Source organism: Acidimicrobiia bacterium (assembly GCA_040880805.1).
Classification (GTDB): domain Bacteria; phylum Actinomycetota; class Acidimicrobiia; order IMCC26256; family DASPTH01; genus DASPTH01.
Genome location: JBBDHW010000004.1, coordinates 1 through 16866, shown reverse-complemented (window position 1 = coordinate 16866; position 16866 = coordinate 1). Strand labels below are relative to the sequence as shown.

Sequence of the window (16866 nt, the reverse complement as noted above, 5' to 3'; positions counted from 1 at the left end):
GTCACTGCTCCGACATGATTGCTTCGAAACGAGCGCGCGGATCGACGCGCGGCTCGTCGCTCACGTTGACCTCGACACGGTGCAGCGTCGCGTTGAAACGGAACGGCGCGTCGTAGTCGTCGCCGATGGCGGGTCCGAGCTCGTAGCCGCAACTCAAGCCGGCACCGGTGCCGTTGAAGGACGTGGGTGTAAACCGCGGGATCTCGCTTTCACCGACCTGCTCACCGTCGCAGTAGAGCGCGCCGATTCCGGTCGAGTCGCCCGTCTTCGTGAACCGGAACTCCAGCGTGTGAGGCCCCGGTCCGATCACGGTGTCCGAGGTGACGACATAACGATCCTTGCCGTACAAGTTGTGCACGTAGCGGAGCCGGCCGTCCTTCACGTGGAACGAGAACCCACCCAGGACGCACCCGAGCGCCAGCAGCACGCCTTCGGCGACGATCCCGTCCGGCAGCTCGACGTGGGCGGAGATGGTGTGCGAGCGATTGCGCACGATCACCGCGACGCTCTCCGGCACGGGCGCGCCGAACGGCCGATACACGTACCGATCCTGCGATCGCAGCCGACGCGGTCGCGGGTTCAGGATCGCGTCCCACACACGGTTGCTCAGGGGAAGCACCTGGTAGCAAGCAGCTTCCTCCCACCACATCTCCACGAGCGACGCGAGTCGCTCGGGCTCGGCATCGGCGAGGTCCCGTGTCTCGGACGGGTCCTCGGCAACGTGGTACAGCTCCCACACGTCGTCGTCGAACGGGGTGTCGAAGTCGTTGCCGCCGTAGGGCGTGCCCAGCGACTTGAACGTCACTGCCTTCCAACCGCGGTGATAGAGCCCGCGGGACCCGAACATCTCGAAGTACTGCGTGTGGTGTTGTTCGGGCGCGTGGGCAGCATCGTCGGGGAGCAGGTAGGCGAAGCTCGTGCCCTCGACCGAGCGCTGCTCGACGCCGCCGAGCTCCTCGGGCGCGTCGATGCCCACGAGCTCGAGCACGGTTGGGAACACATCGATCGCGTGCGCGAACTGGCGGCGCATGCCGCCACCCTTGTGCGCGAAGCGCCGTGGCCAGCGCACGATGCACGGGTCGGCCACGCCGCCCTCGTGCACTTCGCGCTTCCACCGCCGGAACGGCGTGTTCCCGGCCATCGTCCAGCCGAACGGATAGTTGTTGTGCAACGTGGGCCCGCCGAGCTCGTCGATGCGGTCGCGCATCTCCTTGCGCCCGGCCGGGTCGCGGTTCACCATCCGGATGTCGTTGATGGAACCGGTCGCGCCGCCTTCGGAGCTCGCGCCGTTGTCGGACACGAGCACGATCATCGTGTCGTCGAGGTCGCCGGTCTCTTCGAGGAAGTCGATGAGCCGGCCGATCTGCGCGTCGGTGTATGAGAGGAACGCGGCGAAGCACTCCATGAAGCGGGCCGCGACTCGCTGGTCGGGCTCGTGGAGGTCGTCCCACGCCGGGACCCACTCCGGGCGCGGTGACAGCGCGGTTCCCGGCGGGATGATCCCCGCCTCGAGCTGGCGCGCGTGCGTGCGCTCGCGCCAACGATCCCACCCGTCGTCGAACTGGCCGCGGTAGCGGTCGATCCAGTCCTGCGGCGCGTGGTGGGGCGAGTGGCATGCGCCCGTGGCGAAGTAGAGGAAGAACGGCTGCTCGTGGTCGGCGTTGCGCTGGTCGGACAGGAACTCGATGGCACGGTCGGCGAGGTCGGCGCTCAGGTGGTAGCCCTCGGCCATCGTGCGCGGCGGTTGCACCGAGTGGTTGTCGCAATAGAGCGTGGGCACGAACTGGTGGGTCTCGCCGCCGTGGAAGCCGTACCAGCGGTCGAAGCCGCGACCGAGCGGCCAGGTGCTGCGATCGCCCGCCATGTGCGTCTCGTCGTCGGGTGTGAGGTGCCACTTGCCGACGGCATAGGTCGCGTAGCCGTGGGGTCGGAGGATCTCGGAGAGGAACCCGTTCGCGCGTGGGATGTCACCGCAGTAGCCCGGGAAGCCCATGGCGAGGTCGGCGACCCGGCCCATGCCGTTGCTGTGATGGTTGCGACCGGTGAGCAGGCACGCGCGCGTCGGTGAGCACAGCGCGGCGGTGTGAAAGTTCGAGAACCGCACGCCGCCCGCGGCGAGCCGGTCGATGTTCGGCGTGGAGATGTCGGAGCCATAACAGCCGAGCTGCGCGAAGCCGGTATCGTCGAGGACGATCAGCAGCACGTTCGGCGCGTCGGGCGGTGGCTCGCGCTCGGATCTCCACCACGGCGTCGAGTCGCTCCAATCCCGCCCGATCACACCGCCGAACTCTGTATCAGCCGTCATCCGAGACCTCCAAGAAGCGCGTTCAGCGCAGCTCTGCCCACCCGTGTTTGATCACTGTTGCCCCCGCGCACGTGGCTTCGAACGCGAAGGTGGTCGGGCTCGCGCGGAAAATCTCGACGACGAGGTTGTCGTCGAGCATGGTCGGGGACGCGAACCGCACCGCCAGCCGCCGCACGCGGGTGGGGTCGCCGCCGGCAACCGTCTCGACCACGGCCTGGCCGCACATCGCCATCGTGCACAGACCGTGCAGGAACACGCCGGAGAACCCTTCGGCCTGCGCGACCGCGCGGTCGAAGTGGTGCGGCGACCAGTCGCCGGAGACCTCCCCGTAACGGGTGGGCTGGTCGACGTCGACGTGTACGACGTACTGCCCGACCCGTTCCTCCCGTGCCGACTCGGGAAACGTGTGGTCGGGTGGCTCCGGCCCTCGGTCCTCGCCGAGCACTGCGCCGGCGAAGAACGTCTTCCACCACTGTTCGGCAACGATCTCGTCGGACGTGTCGCGCATCTCGATCCGGAGCACGACACCCGTACCGGCGCGGGTGACCCGTACGCTCGACGCTTCCGAGAAGATCGCGAGGTCTTCGCCGGGCACGAGCGCGCGGTGCAGCACGAGATCGTGCTCGCCGTGGACGACGGCGCGCGCCATGCCAAAGGCCTCGCGCGGGATACCGGAGTTACCCGCGGTCTGCGCGTCGAACACCAGGCTCACCGGGAACGCCACCGGGACGGCCGATCCGTCGCGGTAGCAGGGGTTCGGGTCGTTGGTCGCGGCCGCGTACCGGCGGATCACCTCGCGATCGAGGGTGACCGGGAACGGACCGTGCAGACGGCCGAGTTCGATCGGGGCGAGGGTCACGTGCTCACCCGTTCGCGGCCGTGCGGGAACAACGAAGCGAAGCCCTCCTGCCTGATCGCGGCGGTGAGCGTATCGAGGTTGCGCTCCGACGACACCGGGGAGCGGAGGGTCGCCTGCACGCGGCGGCACAGCACCGACACGTCGTACTCCTCGGCGACTCCGGATGCTCCGTGCAACTGTTGCGCGGTTCGCATCGCGGTGCGCGCGACGTCGGCCGCGTGGAGTCGGAGGGCCAACGCATCGACGCGCGCGCCGGCGCCGAGCTCGCTGATCCGCCAGACCGTGAACAGCGCGAGCTCGGCCAAGCCGCTTGCCGCGACCACGGCGTCGGCGATCTGGAACTGCACCGCCTGGAAGTCGGCGAGTCGTTGATCGAACTGGTGCCGGGTGCGCACATGCTCGACGCAGAGGTCGACGGCCCCTTCTACGTAACCCAGCACCGTCGCCGACGACAGCGCCCACGCGATCGTCGCGGGAGCGTCCACGTCGGCGAAGCCGTCGTGCGGTTGCAGCTCGACCGGGACCGCGAACGGACCGAGGCGCGAGCCCAATGCCGGGCCTGCGACGGTCGCGTGATGCACCTGACCGGCAAGGTCGACCGCGAGCATCGGGTCGAGGAGATCAGCGTGGTCGACCAGAGGATCGGCGGGGTCCACGAGCACGACGACCGCGCCGTCGTGCCGGCAGAGCATTGCCTCGAGTGGGTACGGAAGCGCTACACGTCCTGCCTCGCGGCACAACGCGAGCGCGGCGAGCGCCTGGTCGGCGTCGGCCAGCGGGTCGATGTCGAGCGCGCCGAGCGCAGCGAGCGCGTCGCCCGCGAGCTCGCGTGCACGCGGGTCGGCTTCCGCTTGACGCGCGAGGTCGACGCCGCCGAGCTCGGCGAAGGCGCGCCGTGCGGTCGCGGCCAGCTCGACGATGTAGTCGGGGAGTACGGGGTCCATCAGGCGCGGCCCACGGTCGACCGGCCGACGATCATGCGCTGGATCTCGATCGTCCCTGACGCGACAGTTGCCGCCTGCGCGTACCGGTAGTGATCCTCCACCGCGCCGTGGAGCACCGCGCCGCTCGCCTTGTCGCGCAGGCTGGAACTGTCGAGGGCCTGGAACAGCGCTTCCGCGACGAGCTGGTCCGCCTGCGTCACTGCGATGCGGGCGACGCTCGCGGCCGTGTCGGCCGGGGTGCCTTCCGCCTGGAGGTGCGTGGCGCGGTAGGCGAGTAGTCGCGCGACGCGCACGGCTACCAACGCTCGGGTCCAGGATGCGCGCACCGCGTGCGGGAGCTCGTCGAAGCCGTCGCCGAGCTCGGCTTCGAGGGCCGACAGCAACCGGTCGCAGCGCGCGTACCGCGCGATGCCGACGCGTTCGAAGGCGAGCGCGTGCCGGATCGCCTGCCACCCGTTGCCAACTCCGCCGAGCACCGCATTGTCGTCGACGACCACGTCGTCGAAGAACACCTCGTTGAGGTGGTGCCGCCCGAGCGAGCTCGCGATCGGGCGCACCGTGATCCCGAGGGTGTCCATCGGAACGAGGAACAGCGTGATGCCGTCGTGCTTCTTCTCGCCGCTGCCCACGCGCGCGGCGAGCACGCACCATTGCGCCATCTCGGCGTACGACGTCCAGATCTTCTGCCCGGTGATCTTCCAGCCGCCGTCGACCGCCACCGCCTTCGCGCGGAGGGACGCGAGGTCGGAGCCCGCGTCGGGCTCACTGAACCCCTGGCACCAGATGACCTCACCGGCGCCGATGGCAGGGAGGTGCAGCGCCTTCTGCTCGTCGGTGCCGAACGCCATGATCGCCGGACCCACCCAGTTGACGCCCATGTACTGCGCGCCGCGCGGCTCGTGGTGTGCCCACATCTCCTCGCGGACGACGGTCTGGTCCCACACCGAACCGCCGCGGCCGCCGTACTCGACCGGCCACGCGAGCGTGAGGAGGCGTTCAGCCGCCAGTCGCGCGCAGAAACGCTGCGCGATTGCCAGGTCGTTCGGGTCGTCGGTGAACGCGCCGAGGAAGTCGGCCGGGACCTCGGCGGCGATGAGAGATCGCAGTTCGGCGCGCAGCGCGTCGGCATCCGCGCCGAAGTCGAAGTCCATTACCGCCAGTCCGGGTCGCGGCGCTCGACGAATGCGCGCGGGCCCTCGTCGGAGTCGGGGTGGTCCCAATGGCGCTGCACGGCGTCCCATCCGTCGGCCATCCACGGCCCGACGACCGAAGCTTCGAAGCGGCGGATGACGTCGCGGGTCGCGCGCACCGCGGTGGGTGAGGCAGCCGCGATCGCCGTCGCGATCTCGCTGGCGCGCTCGAGCAGGCGGTCGGGCTCCAGCACTTCGGACACCAGGCCGAGCTCGAGCGCGCGTCGCGCGTCCCAGCGCTCGTTGCGCCCGCAGAGCGCGAGGAGGGCGAGCGCATTCAGGGGAACGCGCAGCCCGAGCGACACCGGTTCGATGCCGCTCACCTGGCCGACGGTGACGTGCGGGTCGGTGAACCAGGCGTTGTCGCCGGCGATCGCGATGTCGGCGTCGGCCACGAAGTGCAGACCGCCGCCGGCGCAGACGCCGTTCACCGCCGCCACGACCGGTACGTGGATGCGCCGGCCCGGCAGGAACGCGATTTCGTCGTCGATGCCCTCACCCGCGGGACGACGCTCGTCGTCGAGGTCGCCCACGTCGATGCCCGAACAGAACGCCGTGCCTGCGCCGGTCACCACGACGCAGCGCACGTCGTCGTCGTCACGGACGTCGGTCCAGAGCTCGGTGAGCTCTCCCCGCATGGTCCAGTCGAACGCGTTGCGCTGCTGCGGGCGGTCGAGCGTGACGGTGAGGACGTGCGCGGACCGCTCGACGCGAAGCGTGGTGAAGGTGCTGCTCATCGGACGCCTAACGTAGGCCGCAATGGACGGCGACACGAACGGGTTCGGCCGGTTCACCCATTCGTCGACGGCAGTCGATCTGCACGCCCGCCTGCTCGAGCGGGTCAGGGCGAACGGCCTCGAACGCAACGTGGCCGAGCTCGACGCGCTCGGGTACACCGTGGTGGCAGACGCGGCTCCGCTCGAGCTCTTCGACCGCGTGCGGGCGGGGATCATCGAAGTGACCGACGCGGTGCGGGCGAAGGGCGAGGAGCCGTTCAACTTCGGCCCGAACACCTCGATGGTCTACCGGCTCCTGTGCCGGAGCGACGCGGTTGCCGAGGCGGTGCTCACGCCGAAGCTCACGGCCTTGATGGGCTACCTCCTCGGCGAGGGGTACGTGGCCCAGGTCGCGACTGGGAGCATCCTCGAACACGGAGCACGCGCTGGTCCGCTGCATGCCGACAACCAGTTCTTCCCCGATCCGTTCCCGCCGCAGGTCCACGTCGCCACCGCGATCTGGTGCTGCGACGACTTCGACGGCGAGCTGGGATCGACGCACCTCGTGCCGGGCAGCAACCACCGGTACCGCCATCCCCGGCCGGGTGAAGGGCTGGAAGAAGCAGTGCCCGTGGTCGCGCCGCGAGGGTCCATCGTGCTGTGGACGGGACACACGTGGCACCGGAGCGGCGAGCGCACCGCGCCCGGCCGCCGGATCGCGCTCCACACGAGCTTCTCCCGGCCGCACATCCGGGCGTTCGAGGCGTACGACCCCGACGACATCGAGCGGCTGATCGCGAACGACTCGCGGTTCACGCGCCTGCTCGGTGCCGACCTGCCCTACGACTTCCGCGGTGACACACCCGACGTCGCCAAGCTCATCGCAATCGCGGTCACGACCCAATCGCAACACTGATCCACTCACCGACCGCGATTGGCGCGTGGTCGGCGTCGGAGAGGTCACGATCGAAGACTCTCGCGACGGAGTTGCCGGCCAGGTCCTCGAGCGTGGTGTCGACGATCAGCCGGAGGCCGGCGCGTGGCCAGGGTGTTGTCGGGGTGAACGCCCAGGATCCTTCGCCGGCCGGCACGGAGACGCGCCCGGCCACTCGGCGATCGTTGCCGTCGACGACTGCGAGGCACCGGTGGAGCAGCGCGTGGTCGAGAGGACGGTCGAAGCGAACGACCAGAGGACGGAGCGTGCCGCCGGCCGGTGACGCGAGCTCCCACTCGTTCGGGTCTACCCGCTTGTGGACGTCGCCGCTCACGTCGTAGCGGCGGGAACTACCGGAGGCGAGTTGCCGGCCGTCGGCGTCGACGAAGTCGTCGGCGACGACGAGCGCCACAGGTACACCCTCGCGTAACGCGTATCCCGCTTCCTCGTGCGGGGCGAGCCCGCGCTTGATGCGCGCCGGATCGAACAGGATGGTCACCCGCCGCCGTTCCGGATCCCACAGCTCGTGTTCCATGGGGAGGAACGCGGCAACGAGTGGTTCGCCGGTGTCCGCGCGCACGACGTGGACGTGGGCGTCCACGAACCCCTCGCTCATCGGGTTCGAGAAGTGCACGTAGAACCGGAGGTGATTGCGAGGAAGGCTGGCGGCCGTCGGATAGATCTCGACCACTCGCGTCGTCGGTTCGGACGACGCGAGGGGACGCAGGATCGTGACCGGCTCGAAGTCCTCGAGCTCGAACGTGATCACGCCGTCGTCGCGGTCGACCGAGTGGTGGACGAGCACCGTGTACGACGTGCCGGCGAGGAACGGGTACTTCGGCAGGAAGCACACGGCATCGTCGTCGACGTCGTAGCGCCCTCCGACTCCTGGCGGCGCCGGCAGGGTGGGAGACGAGGGCCCGACCAGCTCAGTCGCGTAGACGGGCAGTCGGCGCGCGAGGTCGGTCTCAGGCATGGCGCGCAGGGAGTGGAGCGCGCGGGGCGACCAGCCCGTCAGCCGCAGGCAGTCATCGCCCTGGTGGCACGACCATGCGAGCCGCAAACGACCGCGTTCGACTCGACGGTCAGAGCGACGCCGTCTTCAGCGAACGAAGATGACGTGTTCCCGACTCGTCGCGCTGCATCGCGAGCACGTAGTCGCCGTTGAAGTTGGCCAGCTTCTTCACGCCGGGAATGTCGATCTCTTCACGTGGCACGCCACGCGGCTCGCGCGGCTCGGTGAGCGCTTCCTGGGTGTCGATGTCGTTGCACGCGATCTTCATCAACGGGTGCGTGCTGTGCGCGATCAGGAGGTACTCGTTGCCGCCCAACGTGTACGACACGATGTCGAGCGGCTGGTTCATGGCACCCAACTCCGCGACCGTGCGTCCCTTGGCTTGGGCACCCGACGCCAGGTCGTTGAGCGAGAAGTGCACGAGCGGCGTGCAGGTGTAGCTGGCGAGGATGCTCCGGCCCGCGTCGTAGGGCACGAACGTGCGGATCGGTGCGGCGGTCTCCCACTTCCCGTGCGACACGTGGAAGATCTCGAGGTTGCTGTCGGCGATCTCGCCGGTGAACGGGAACGGGATGCGCCGAAGCGTCGAGGAGAACTCTTCGTTCGACATGCCGGCGACGATGAGCATGCCGTCGACGTAGGCCATGTCGGTGACGGTGGCTGTGCGTGCCGGCGGGCGGGCGAAGCGGAGAGTGTGTCCAGCAATCTCGACTTCTTCGCCCTCCGGCGGTTCGGCGAACTGGACGTCGGTGCGCTCGTCGCTTTCGCTCGGTGCGTTCGCGATGGCAACCTGCGAGAACGCCACGTCGTCGAGTGGAACGTCGGCCAACGAACCGCTCCGGTGGTCGATCTTGACGAGCAACGGGGTCCCCTCGTTGCCGCGACCGCGCATCACCGAGAGGTAGACGTTGTGGGTGCGCGGGTGCACGGCGAGGTCGCGGATGATCACGTCATCGACGCCGCAGCCCAAGAAGGCCGCGAGCAACGTGTCGATGTCGTCGAGGTCGAACGCATCCACGCCGCTCGCGTCGTCGTCGGCGCCACCCTCGTCGGATACGGCGATGGCGAACACGTTCGCGGTGACGTTGTCGGCGACGAACAACACGTTGTCGGGACCGAACGTGATCGGGCCGACCGACTCGATGGCGGGCGTTCCGACCTGCGGACCGTGCTCACTCATGGCAATTCCTCCTCGGAGTCAAGTCTCCTCGGCCACGTCTGCGGGTGAGCCTACGCCGCTCCCGAACGGTGCCGCGGCCGGTCGGCCCGGGCGCGTCCGGGCGAGTTGTGCAACGCTTGGTCCCATGGAGACGATGCCGGCAGTTGTGTATCTGGGCGATGGTGCGATCGAGGTGCAGCGCGTGGAGGTGCCCGGGCTCGGACCGGACCAGGTCCGCATCGCGGTGTCGCACTGCGGCATCTGCGGCACGGACCTCCACCTCGTCCTCGAGAACATGGGGAGGCCGGGGTCGGGCCTCGGTCACGAATGGGCGGGCACCATCGCCGCGGTGGGCGACAACGTGACCGGGTGGAAGCCAGGCGACCGCGTCGTCGCCGGACCGGGCCCAGGGTGTGGCGAGTGCCGAGCGTGCCGTCGGGGCCGGCCGTCGGTCTGCCTCAACCGTCCGCAGATGGCGGACCCGGGCGGTGGGCACCGGGGGGCGTTCGCTCAGTACACGACCGTGTCGGCGGACCGGCTCCTGCGGATACCCGACTCACTGTCGACGAGGGACGCGGCGCTCACGGAGCCCACCGCCGTCGCGATCCACGCCGTCACGCTCTCGGGGGTCACGCCCGAAGACTGCGTGCTCGTCACCGGCGCCGGGCCGGTCGGGATGCTCGTCACTGCGGTGCTGAAGGCGAAGGGCGTGGACGACATCACCGTGTCGGAGCCGGCACCGGCGCGGCGTGAGCGCGCGCTCGCGGTCGGCGCGGCGCGCGTGATCTCGCCCGACGAGCTCCCGCCCGCGAGCCGCGGAGCCCGCGCCGCCGAGCCGTACTCCGTGGTGTTCGAGTGCTCGGGACGCGGCGAGGCCGCCGAGGCGGGGCTCGACCAGCTCGACTACGCCGGCACGCTCGTGTTCGTCGGTACGAGCATGAAGTACCCGCGCGTGAACCACAACCGCGTCATCATCCTCGAGAGCACCATCGTCGGGGCGTTCAACTACGACGCCGAAGGCTTCGGCCCCGCGCTCGATCTGCTCGCGTCGGGCAGGATGCCGCTCGACGAGCTCATCGAGCCGGTCGACGTGTTGCTCGACGGCCTCTTCGACGTGATGCAGCGTTGCGCGAGGGGCGAGGTACCAGGCAAGGTCATGATCCGACCGGAGGTGTCAGCATGAGCGGAGCGGCCGCGAGCCGGGTATCCCGGCGAGCAGCGAAGCGGGGCCTGAGCGGCCCGGCGCGGAGCGCCGAGAGCGGGACAGCATGAGTGCCGAACCGGAGTACAGGCCGCGACTCAACCACGTGGCGATCACCATGGATCGAGACTTGCTCGACGACAACGGTCGCAAGGAGATCCTCGATTTCTACGGCGACGTGTTCGGGTGGACCGAAGGTGACAACACGGGGGAACAGGGGAACCCCCTCATCATGTACACGGGAGAGTTCGGGCAGTTCGTGTTCCTGGTGCCCGGTGACGCGTCGACCGCGACGACGGTCGACCACTTCGGTCTCCAGGTGTCGACCTGCGAAGAGATCGAAGAGATCGTCGCCAAGGCGAAGAAGCGGCAGGAAACTGACGACCGCGTCCGCGTCACCGACATCCACTCGCGTATCACGCGCGGTCCCGTGCACGAGTACACACTCACCAGCGTGTACATCGGGTTCGCGCTGCCGCTCACGATCGAGCTGCAGAACATCACGCGCCGCGAGCCATGAGCGAGACCGACGTCCTCTTCGAGCACGACGGGTACGTCGGGCTCATCACGCTCAACCGGCCCGAGCGCCTCAACGCGATCAGCACCGACATGCTCGCCCAGCTCTCGGAGCTGTTGCTCCGTTGCGAGCACACCCGCAAGGTGCGGGCGATCATCCTCACCGGCGCCGGTCGCGGGTTCTGTTCGGGACTCGACCTCCAAGACGTCGCCTCGAGGACCGCGGGCATCGGCGAGGGCGGGAGCACCACCGGTATCGCGATCAGCGAGCACCCGCCCTTCGTGCTGCGCCGCATCGACACACCCGTGATCTGCGCGCTCAACGGCCCTGCCTCGGGTTACGGCATGGACCTCGCCCTCGGCTGCGACCTGCTCATTGCCTCCGAACAGGCGAGCTTCGTGTCGCCGGTGCGCCGCAGCCTCGTCCCCGAGAGCGGGGGTACATGGCTGCTGCCCCGACTGATCGGGTGGCAGAAGGCCTGCGAGGTGGTGTTGCTTGCACGCAAGCTGGACGCGCGCGAGATCGAGCGGCTCGGCATGTGCAACACGGTCGTCGCGCCCGACGAGCTCATGGCCGAAGCGCGTCGATGGGCCGACGAGCTCGCGGCGAACCCGCCGCTCGCGGTCGCGGCGGCCAAGCGCGGCATGCGGTTCGCAATGGACTCCACGTTCGAGGCCAACGCGCACTTCGTGATGGCAGAGCTCCGTCAGCTCATGCGGACCGCCGACTTCCAAGAGGGTGTGCAGTCGTTCGTGGAGAAGCGCCCGGCCACGTACGAGGGGCGTTGATGCCGGTCGCAGGACAGCTCGAGCCCGAGGAGCTCGAGGCTGCGCTCGGGCCGTGGATGGCACGGCAGATGCCCGACGCGCGCGACGTGCGGATCCTCCACGTGGTGATCCCGCAGACGAGCGGGTTCTCGAACGAAACGTTCCTCGTAGACGCAGCATGGACCGACCACGATGGTGACCAAGAAGTGGAGCTCGTCGTACGCGGCCAGGCACCCAGCAACGTGCTCTTCCCCGAAGCCGACCTCGTGAACCAGCAGTTCCGCACGATGCAACTGCTCGGGGAGCACACCGACGTTCCGGTGGCGAGGATGCGGTGGGCCGAAGCCGATCCCGCAGTCCTCGGCCGGCCGTTCTTCGTGATGGACCGGCTCCACGGGCTCGTGCCGGGCGACAGCCCGCCGTACACCACCGTCGGGTTCGTGATGGAGATGGACGCCGACGCTCGTCGACGGTGGCATCGCAACGCGATCGAAGCGATGACGCGCGTGCACGCAGTCGACTGGCGCGCAGTCGGCTTCGACTACCTCGACCAGGCGCACCACGGCGCACTCGGCCCGGAACAGCGCCACAACTACCTCGACAACTACCGGCGCTGGACCACGAAAAACGAGCCCCACCCCGTGATCGACCACGCGTGGAAGTGGCTCGACGCGAACTGGCCGGACGACGGCGCGCACGTCGAGCTGTGCTGGGGCGACGCGCGTCCCGGCAACGAGATGTTCCGCGGTACCGACGTGATCGGCGTGTTCGACTGGGAGATGGTGTCGCTCGGCAACAGCGAATCGGATCTCGGCTGGTGGGTGTTCCTCCAGCGCTTTCACACCGAGGGCACCGGCGTGCCGTTGCCCGAGGGGATGCTCGACCGTGACGAGACGATCGCCGAATGGGAACGGCTGCGCGGTCGACCCGCCACAAACGTCGACTTCTACGAACGGCTCGGGGGATTCCAGTTCTGCCTGGTGATGGTTCGCCTCGCGGAATCGATGGGTGTTCCCGAGATGGCGGTCGAGAACCCGGTCGCGCAGCTCACTCGCGAGCTCATCGAGTCGGCCTGATCACGCCCGCCTCGGCGTCAGTCGGCGGCGGGCGCGAGCGCGAGATCCCCGACAGAGCCAGAGAGAGCGCTCCCGCACGGGCGCGAACGCGGGAGCGGCATTCACGGTGGCTGGCATCGACGAGTACGCCACGTTCACGCAGGCGCTCGTGGGCGATGCCAAGTGGGTCGAGTCTGACGGTGGGCTCCCGCGAAGCCCGAGCCCAGTAGGGTGGTGAGAGAGAAGGGCGTGACGATGGCGTCGACGAGCCGGCCGGGCCCAGCAGCGGACCGCAGCCCCGAAGAGGACGCCTTGGCCCGCGCTTGGTCTCGAGAGATCCGCCGCCTCGCTGACGCAGGACTGCTCCCCGACGAGGGTGACTTCATCGAGCAGAAGCTCGAAGAGGAACAGGCCAAGTAGCGCATTCGTGAGCGAGTGGGTCGTCGTCACACGGGACTCGTACGAGGCGTGGGAGACCATGTTCGCCGCAGTTGACGACAGTGGCGTGTGGATCGAGTACATCGTCCTGCCGTACCTCTTCCCGCCCGCGATCGTCATTCGCCAATACCACTGACGAGGACCCGGCGCGCGCCTGGGGGATCCCAGTCTGTACCGCTGGTAGCGTTCCGCGCCCGCGAGCCGAAGGAAATGGCATGGCTGAGCTCCCCGCAGTGCTGCAACTCGGAGACCTGGGCGACGGTCGCTACGCGGCGCCACACCCGGCGGACGATCCCGAAGGGCGCGACGTCGTGTTCAGCGGCCAGATTCTCGCGCAGATGATCATGGCGTCCGACCGCGCGGTCGACAGTGGCAAGGACGTGAAATCGATTCACGCGATCTTCGCCCGGGCCGGCACGTACAGCGGCGGCCCGATGGAGCTCTCGCTCGAGTCGATGCACTCGGGTCGTGCGTGGGGGAGCGACACGATCACCGCGCGGCAGGGCGAGCGCCTGCTGTCGCGGAGCCTCGTGCTGCTCAACACCATCGAACCCGACCTCATGCGGCACGGCCCGACGATGCCGGATGTTCCCGGACCGGACGCGCTCGCGCCCGACGCCGGTGCGCTCGTGTACCCGGGCGTGGAGACGCGCACCCTCGACGACCCGAAAGCCACCACGCCCGACGGCGTTCCCGCGATGGGCTTCTGGATGCGCAACCCCGAGTCCTACGACTCGGTCGCCGCGAACCAGGCGATCCTGTCCTGGTGCCAGCCCGGCATGATCATCGGCCTGGCGATGCGTCCGCACTCCGACGTCGTCAACATCGGCGACGCGCACCGGACCGTGTCCACCGGCGTCATCGCCCACACGTGCCACTTCCACGAGCGGTTCGACATCGGCCAGTGGCTCTTGGTCGCGCAGGAGGCCACGTACGCAGGACGGGGCCGGGTGAACGGGAGCGGCGCGGTGTTCACCGAAGACGGGCAGCTCGTCTCCACGTTCGCGCAGGACAGCATGGTTCGCGGCGTCGAGGGCACGCTCGATCCGCGCCGCGCGATGTAGCGATGCCGATCAGGGAGTTCTTCCACCTGATCCACGTGGTCGACGACATGGACGAGGTCGACGCCTGGTACGACGCGCTGTTCTCGCCCCGGTGCTTCCAGCCCAAGGGGTACGCCGACTTCGAAAAGCGCTGGGCATCACTGTCGATGATCGGCGACTTCATGATCGAAGTGATCGAGCCGAGCGCGGCACCGGAACACCGGCAGGCGCCGCTTCCGAAGTTCCACGGCCGCTTCCGGCAGCACTTCCACTCGCTCGCGTGGTACGTCGACGAACCCGACGTGAAGCCGCTCTTCGACCGACTGCGCGCGCGAGGCGCCCGGATCGCGAAGCCCGGCGGCGGAATGTTCCCAGACGGTGACGTGGATCCCGGGAACACGATCTTTACCCATCCCAAGGATACGTTCGGTCAGATCGAGTTCGTCGGTCTCAACGAGCTCTGGCGCGCACACGATCCGCGGTTCACGCCCGGTTGGTCCGGTTCGTGGTGGCGTGACGAGCACCCACTCGGCATCGAACACGTCTCGCACTTCACCACGATCGCCACCGATCTCGATTGCGCACGCGCGCTGTACGAGGACGCGCTCGCGGGCCGCGTGATCCACGAGGCATCGTCCGCCGACGCGGAGAGCGTGTTCGTGTTCGTCGGCACCGAGACCGTCGTCGAGCTCGCGAAACCGACACGGTCGGGCTCGCTGCTCGCGCGGGATCTCGAGCAGAACGGCGAATTACCTCACGCGGTCACGTTCACCGTGCGCGACCTCGACGCCGCCGAACGCCATGTCGAGAAGGTGGGTGTCGGTATCGCCGATCGAAGCGGTGACGCGTTCACGCTCGATCCGGCTGACTGCTTCAACGCGGTCTACTCCTTCACCGACCGCGTCATCCCGGGCGATACCCGCGCCTGACATGGCCGAGATCGTGCACCTCTCGCGCGACGGTGACGTCGCGCTGATCGTGCTCAACCGGCCCGAATCGCGCAACGCGATGAACGTGGCGCTCGCCGCGGCCACGTCCGACGCCGTGCGCGATTCGCAGGACGCGGCGGTGATCGTGATCACGGGGGCCGATCCCGCGTTCTGTGCCGGCCTCGACCTCCGCAGCCTCGGCACCGAGAGCATGACCGACCTCCCGCCGTTCAACCAGACGGTGGCCGAGTCGGCGGTACCGACGATCGCGGCGGTGAACGGGCCGGCGGTCACCGGCGGCTTCGAGCTCGCGCTCGCGTGTGACTTCATCGTCGCGTCCGAGCGCGCCGCGTTCGCCGACACGCATCTTCGCGTCGGTGTCTATCCCGGTCCCGTGCTCGTCGACCTGCCGCGCCGTGTCGGCATGGCGTGGGCGCGCGAGATGTCGCTGACCGGCAACTTCGTCGACGCCGCGACCGCGGAGCGCATCGGGATCGCCAACCACGTGGTGCCGCACGACGAGCTGGTGCCCTACGCGCTCGAGCTCGCGCGGGCGATCGCCGAACAGGACCGTGAGATGGTCGCCCGGATGCGACGCGACTGGGACGCGAGTACGGGCGTGCCCATCGAGGAAGCGCGGCGCATCCACGCCGAGCACCAGCGCGGCGGGTCGCTGAGCACGTCGGAGTCCGACATCGCCCAGTATCGGGAGGCGGTACTCGCGCGGTCGCGTGAGCAGCGCAAGCAGGGCACATGACAGGCCGGCTGGCGGAACGGACCGCCATCGTCACGGGCGCGAGCCGCGGCATCGGGAAGGCGATCGCGCTGGCGTTCGCGCGTGAAGGAGCGTCCGTCGCGGTCGCGGCGCGGACTGAAGCGGTCTGGGACGAGCGGCTGCCGGGAACGGTGCACGAGACGGTTGCCGAGATCGAAGCCGAAGGTGGCCGCGCGCTCGCGATCCGCGCCGACCTCGCGCAGCCCGACGACGTCGAGCCTCTGGTCGACGTCGCGCGCGCCGAACTCGGGCCGATCACGCTGCTCGTCAACAACGCGGCGGTCACCGTGCCCGGGCGGCCGCCGACGACCGCCGGTGCAAATGTCGCCGAGAAGCCGCGTCGGACGACTCCACCGGCTCGCGACGCGCGGCTCGGCCCAGGCTCGTTCCTCGACTTCCCACTGAAGGGCTTCCGCCTCCACTTCGAGGTCGGTCTGTTCGCGTCGTACCGGTTGATGCAACTCGTCCTCCCCGACATGATCGACGCGGGGTGCGGCGCGATCGTCAACATCAGCTCGCTCGCCGCGTTCGTTCCCGGCGAGGGTCCCTACGAACGGCCGGGTCGCCTGGGCCCGATCGCCACGGCGGGAACAAGGCGGCGCTCCACCATCTCACGCAGGCGGTCGCCGTCGAGATGGCGCCGCTCGGCATCGCGGTGAACGTGCTCAGCCCGTCGGAGCCCGTGATCACGCCGGGCAATCTGGTCGCCGCCTCCGGCGAGACCGACTGGGCGAGCCCCGAAGACTTCGCCGAGGCGACCGTGCGACTCGCGCTGGCCGACCCGGAAACGACAACCGGGCAGATCCTCTGGAGCGACGACGTGCTCCACCCCGAGCTCGGCCGCCGCGGCTGGCTCCGTGACCTCTGACACGTTTTGGCGTTACCAAGGTCGGCCGATCGGATCCGCTGAGCGCGGCGGTTTTCTCACCACGGAGCGTGGCGTATACTCTCGGGCACGTAGCCGGGCAGGGACAGGGGTACGGGTGTGAATCGATCGACGACACGCCAAGCACGACGGT

The 16866-nt window shown here is 69.0% G+C and carries 17 protein-coding genes and 1 pseudogene; 11 read left to right on the top strand and 7 right to left on the bottom strand.

Annotation, left to right across the window (positions count from 1 at the left end; all coding sequences use genetic code 11):
* Nucleotide 1: 1 nt before the first annotated feature.
* Genes WD271_00890 through WD271_00870 form a run of 5 tightly spaced genes read right to left on the bottom strand, consistent with a single transcriptional unit; the run spans nucleotide 2 to nucleotide 6035 of the window.
* Nucleotides 2-2305 (bottom strand): arylsulfatase, encoded by a 2304-nt coding sequence (locus WD271_00890; GenBank protein ID MEX1006383.1) that lies wholly within the window; start codon nucleotides 2303-2305, stop codon nucleotides 2-4.
* Nucleotides 2306-2327: 22 nt separating this feature from the next.
* On the bottom strand, nucleotides 2328-3164 hold the full coding sequence (locus WD271_00885) for a MaoC/PaaZ C-terminal domain-containing protein (protein MEX1006382.1): 837 nt from the start codon (nucleotides 3162-3164) through the stop codon (nucleotides 2328-2330).
* Nucleotides 3161-4108 carry an acyl-CoA dehydrogenase family protein gene (locus WD271_00880; GenBank protein ID MEX1006381.1) on the bottom strand — a complete coding sequence of 316 codons (948 nt, stop codon included), beginning with the start codon at nucleotides 4106-4108 and terminating at the stop codon, nucleotides 3161-3163. The genes WD271_00885 and WD271_00880 overlap by 4 nt, the downstream gene beginning before the upstream one ends.
* A complete protein-coding gene (locus WD271_00875) occupies nucleotides 4108-5259 on the bottom strand; it encodes an acyl-CoA dehydrogenase family protein (GenBank protein MEX1006380.1) in 1152 nt (383 codons plus the stop codon). The genes WD271_00880 and WD271_00875 overlap by 1 nt, the downstream gene beginning before the upstream one ends.
* Nucleotides 5259-6035: an enoyl-CoA hydratase/isomerase family protein gene (locus tag WD271_00870; GenBank protein ID MEX1006379.1), complete on the bottom strand. Its 777-nt coding sequence runs from the start codon at nucleotides 6033-6035 to the stop codon at nucleotides 5259-5261. The genes WD271_00875 and WD271_00870 overlap by 1 nt, the downstream gene beginning before the upstream one ends.
* A 22-nt stretch (nucleotides 6036-6057) precedes the next feature.
* Here WD271_00870 and WD271_00865 point away from each other — a divergent pair, with 22 nt between their 5' ends.
* Nucleotides 6058-6930 carry a phytanoyl-CoA dioxygenase family protein gene (locus WD271_00865; protein ID MEX1006378.1) on the top strand — a complete coding sequence of 291 codons (873 nt, stop codon included), beginning with the start codon at nucleotides 6058-6060 and terminating at the stop codon, nucleotides 6928-6930.
* Here WD271_00865 and WD271_00860 read toward each other — a convergent pair.
* Both WD271_00860 and WD271_00855 read right to left on the bottom strand, forming a co-directional pair.
* Nucleotides 6908-7924 carry a hypothetical protein gene (locus WD271_00860; GenBank protein ID MEX1006377.1) on the bottom strand — a complete coding sequence of 339 codons (1017 nt, stop codon included), beginning with the start codon at nucleotides 7922-7924 and terminating at the stop codon, nucleotides 6908-6910. The genes WD271_00865 and WD271_00860 overlap by 23 nt on opposite strands.
* Nucleotides 7925-8033: 109 nt before the next feature.
* On the bottom strand, nucleotides 8034-9143 hold the full coding sequence (locus WD271_00855; protein MEX1006376.1) for a hypothetical protein: 1110 nt from the start codon (nucleotides 9141-9143) through the stop codon (nucleotides 8034-8036).
* A 124-nt stretch (nucleotides 9144-9267) separates the two neighbouring features.
* On the opposite strand from WD271_00855, the gene WD271_00850 reads away from it, so the two are divergent.
* The 10 genes and pseudogenes from WD271_00850 to WD271_00805 all read left to right on the top strand — a co-directional run bounded on the left by WD271_00850 (nucleotide 9268) and on the right by WD271_00805 (nucleotide 16715).
* On the top strand, nucleotides 9268-10305 hold the full coding sequence (locus WD271_00850) for an alcohol dehydrogenase catalytic domain-containing protein (protein ID MEX1006375.1): 1038 nt from the start codon (nucleotides 9268-9270) through the stop codon (nucleotides 10303-10305).
* Between the two features lie 85 nt (nucleotides 10306-10390).
* The gene (locus tag WD271_00845; protein ID MEX1006374.1) at nucleotides 10391-10843 is read left to right on the top strand and encodes a VOC family protein; all 453 of its coding nucleotides are present in this window, start codon (nucleotides 10391-10393) and stop codon (nucleotides 10841-10843) included.
* On the top strand, nucleotides 10840-11628 hold the full coding sequence (locus WD271_00840; GenBank protein ID MEX1006373.1) for an enoyl-CoA hydratase-related protein: 789 nt from the start codon (nucleotides 10840-10842) through the stop codon (nucleotides 11626-11628). The genes WD271_00845 and WD271_00840 overlap by 4 nt, the downstream gene beginning before the upstream one ends.
* A complete protein-coding gene (locus WD271_00835) occupies nucleotides 11628-12683 on the top strand; it encodes a phosphotransferase family protein (GenBank protein MEX1006372.1) in 1056 nt (351 codons plus the stop codon). Before WD271_00840 ends, WD271_00835 begins: the two co-directional genes overlap by 1 nt.
* Before the next feature lie 228 nt (nucleotides 12684-12911).
* A complete protein-coding gene (locus WD271_00830) occupies nucleotides 12912-13082 on the top strand; it encodes a hypothetical protein (protein MEX1006371.1) in 171 nt (56 codons plus the stop codon).
* Nucleotides 13083-13089: 7 nt separating this feature from the next.
* Nucleotides 13090-13236, top strand: a complete 147-nt coding sequence (locus tag WD271_00825; GenBank protein MEX1006370.1) for a hypothetical protein — start codon at nucleotides 13090-13092, stop codon at nucleotides 13234-13236.
* A 79-nt stretch (nucleotides 13237-13315) separates the two neighbouring features.
* Entirely contained in the window at nucleotides 13316-14164 is an 849-nt protein-coding gene (locus WD271_00820; protein MEX1006369.1) for an acyl-CoA thioesterase II, read from the top strand.
* 2 nt (nucleotides 14165-14166) lie between these two features.
* Entirely contained in the window at nucleotides 14167-15072 is a 906-nt protein-coding gene (locus WD271_00815) for a VOC family protein (GenBank protein MEX1006368.1), read from the top strand.
* A 1-nt stretch (nucleotide 15073) separates the two neighbouring features.
* The gene (locus tag WD271_00810) at nucleotides 15074-15829 is read left to right on the top strand and encodes an enoyl-CoA hydratase (protein MEX1006367.1); all 756 of its coding nucleotides are present in this window, start codon (nucleotides 15074-15076) and stop codon (nucleotides 15827-15829) included.
* Nucleotides 15826-16715: pseudogene (locus tag WD271_00805) on the top strand (SDR family NAD(P)-dependent oxidoreductase). The gene WD271_00810 and the pseudogene WD271_00805 overlap by 4 nt, the downstream one beginning before the upstream one ends.
* The last annotated feature ends 151 nt before the right edge of the window (nucleotides 16716-16866 follow it).

Bases quoted from the DNA above. Each gene is read 5' to 3' on its own strand.
- WD271_00890 (MEX1006383.1), bottom strand. From the start codon at position 2,305: ATGACGGCTGATACAGAGTTCGGCGGTGTGATCGGGCGGGATTGGAGC.
- WD271_00880 (MEX1006381.1), bottom strand. From the start codon at position 4,108: ATGGACCCCGTACTCCCCGACTACATCGTCGAGCTGGCCGCGACCGCA.
- WD271_00875 (MEX1006380.1), bottom strand. From the start codon at position 5,259: ATGGACTTCGACTTCGGCGCGGATGCCGACGCGCTGCGCGCCGAACTG.
- WD271_00870 (MEX1006379.1), bottom strand. From the start codon at position 6,035: ATGAGCAGCACCTTCACCACGCTTCGCGTCGAGCGGTCCGCGCACGTC.
- WD271_00865 (MEX1006378.1), top strand. From the start codon at position 6,058: ATGGACGGCGACACGAACGGGTTCGGCCGGTTCACCCATTCGTCGACG.
- WD271_00860 (MEX1006377.1), bottom strand. From the start codon at position 7,924: ATGCCTGAGACCGACCTCGCGCGCCGACTGCCCGTCTACGCGACTGAG.
- WD271_00855 (MEX1006376.1), bottom strand. From the start codon at position 9,143: ATGAGTGAGCACGGTCCGCAGGTCGGAACGCCCGCCATCGAGTCGGTC.
- WD271_00850 (MEX1006375.1), top strand. From the start codon at position 9,268: ATGGAGACGATGCCGGCAGTTGTGTATCTGGGCGATGGTGCGATCGAG.
- WD271_00845 (MEX1006374.1), top strand. From the start codon at position 10,391: ATGAGTGCCGAACCGGAGTACAGGCCGCGACTCAACCACGTGGCGATC.
- WD271_00840 (MEX1006373.1), top strand. From the start codon at position 10,840: ATGAGCGAGACCGACGTCCTCTTCGAGCACGACGGGTACGTCGGGCTC.
- WD271_00835 (MEX1006372.1), top strand. From the start codon at position 11,628: ATGCCGGTCGCAGGACAGCTCGAGCCCGAGGAGCTCGAGGCTGCGCTC.
- WD271_00820 (MEX1006369.1), top strand. From the start codon at position 13,316: ATGGCTGAGCTCCCCGCAGTGCTGCAACTCGGAGACCTGGGCGACGGT.
- WD271_00815 (MEX1006368.1), top strand. From the start codon at position 14,167: ATGCCGATCAGGGAGTTCTTCCACCTGATCCACGTGGTCGACGACATG.
- WD271_00810 (MEX1006367.1), top strand. From the start codon at position 15,074: ATGGCCGAGATCGTGCACCTCTCGCGCGACGGTGACGTCGCGCTGATC.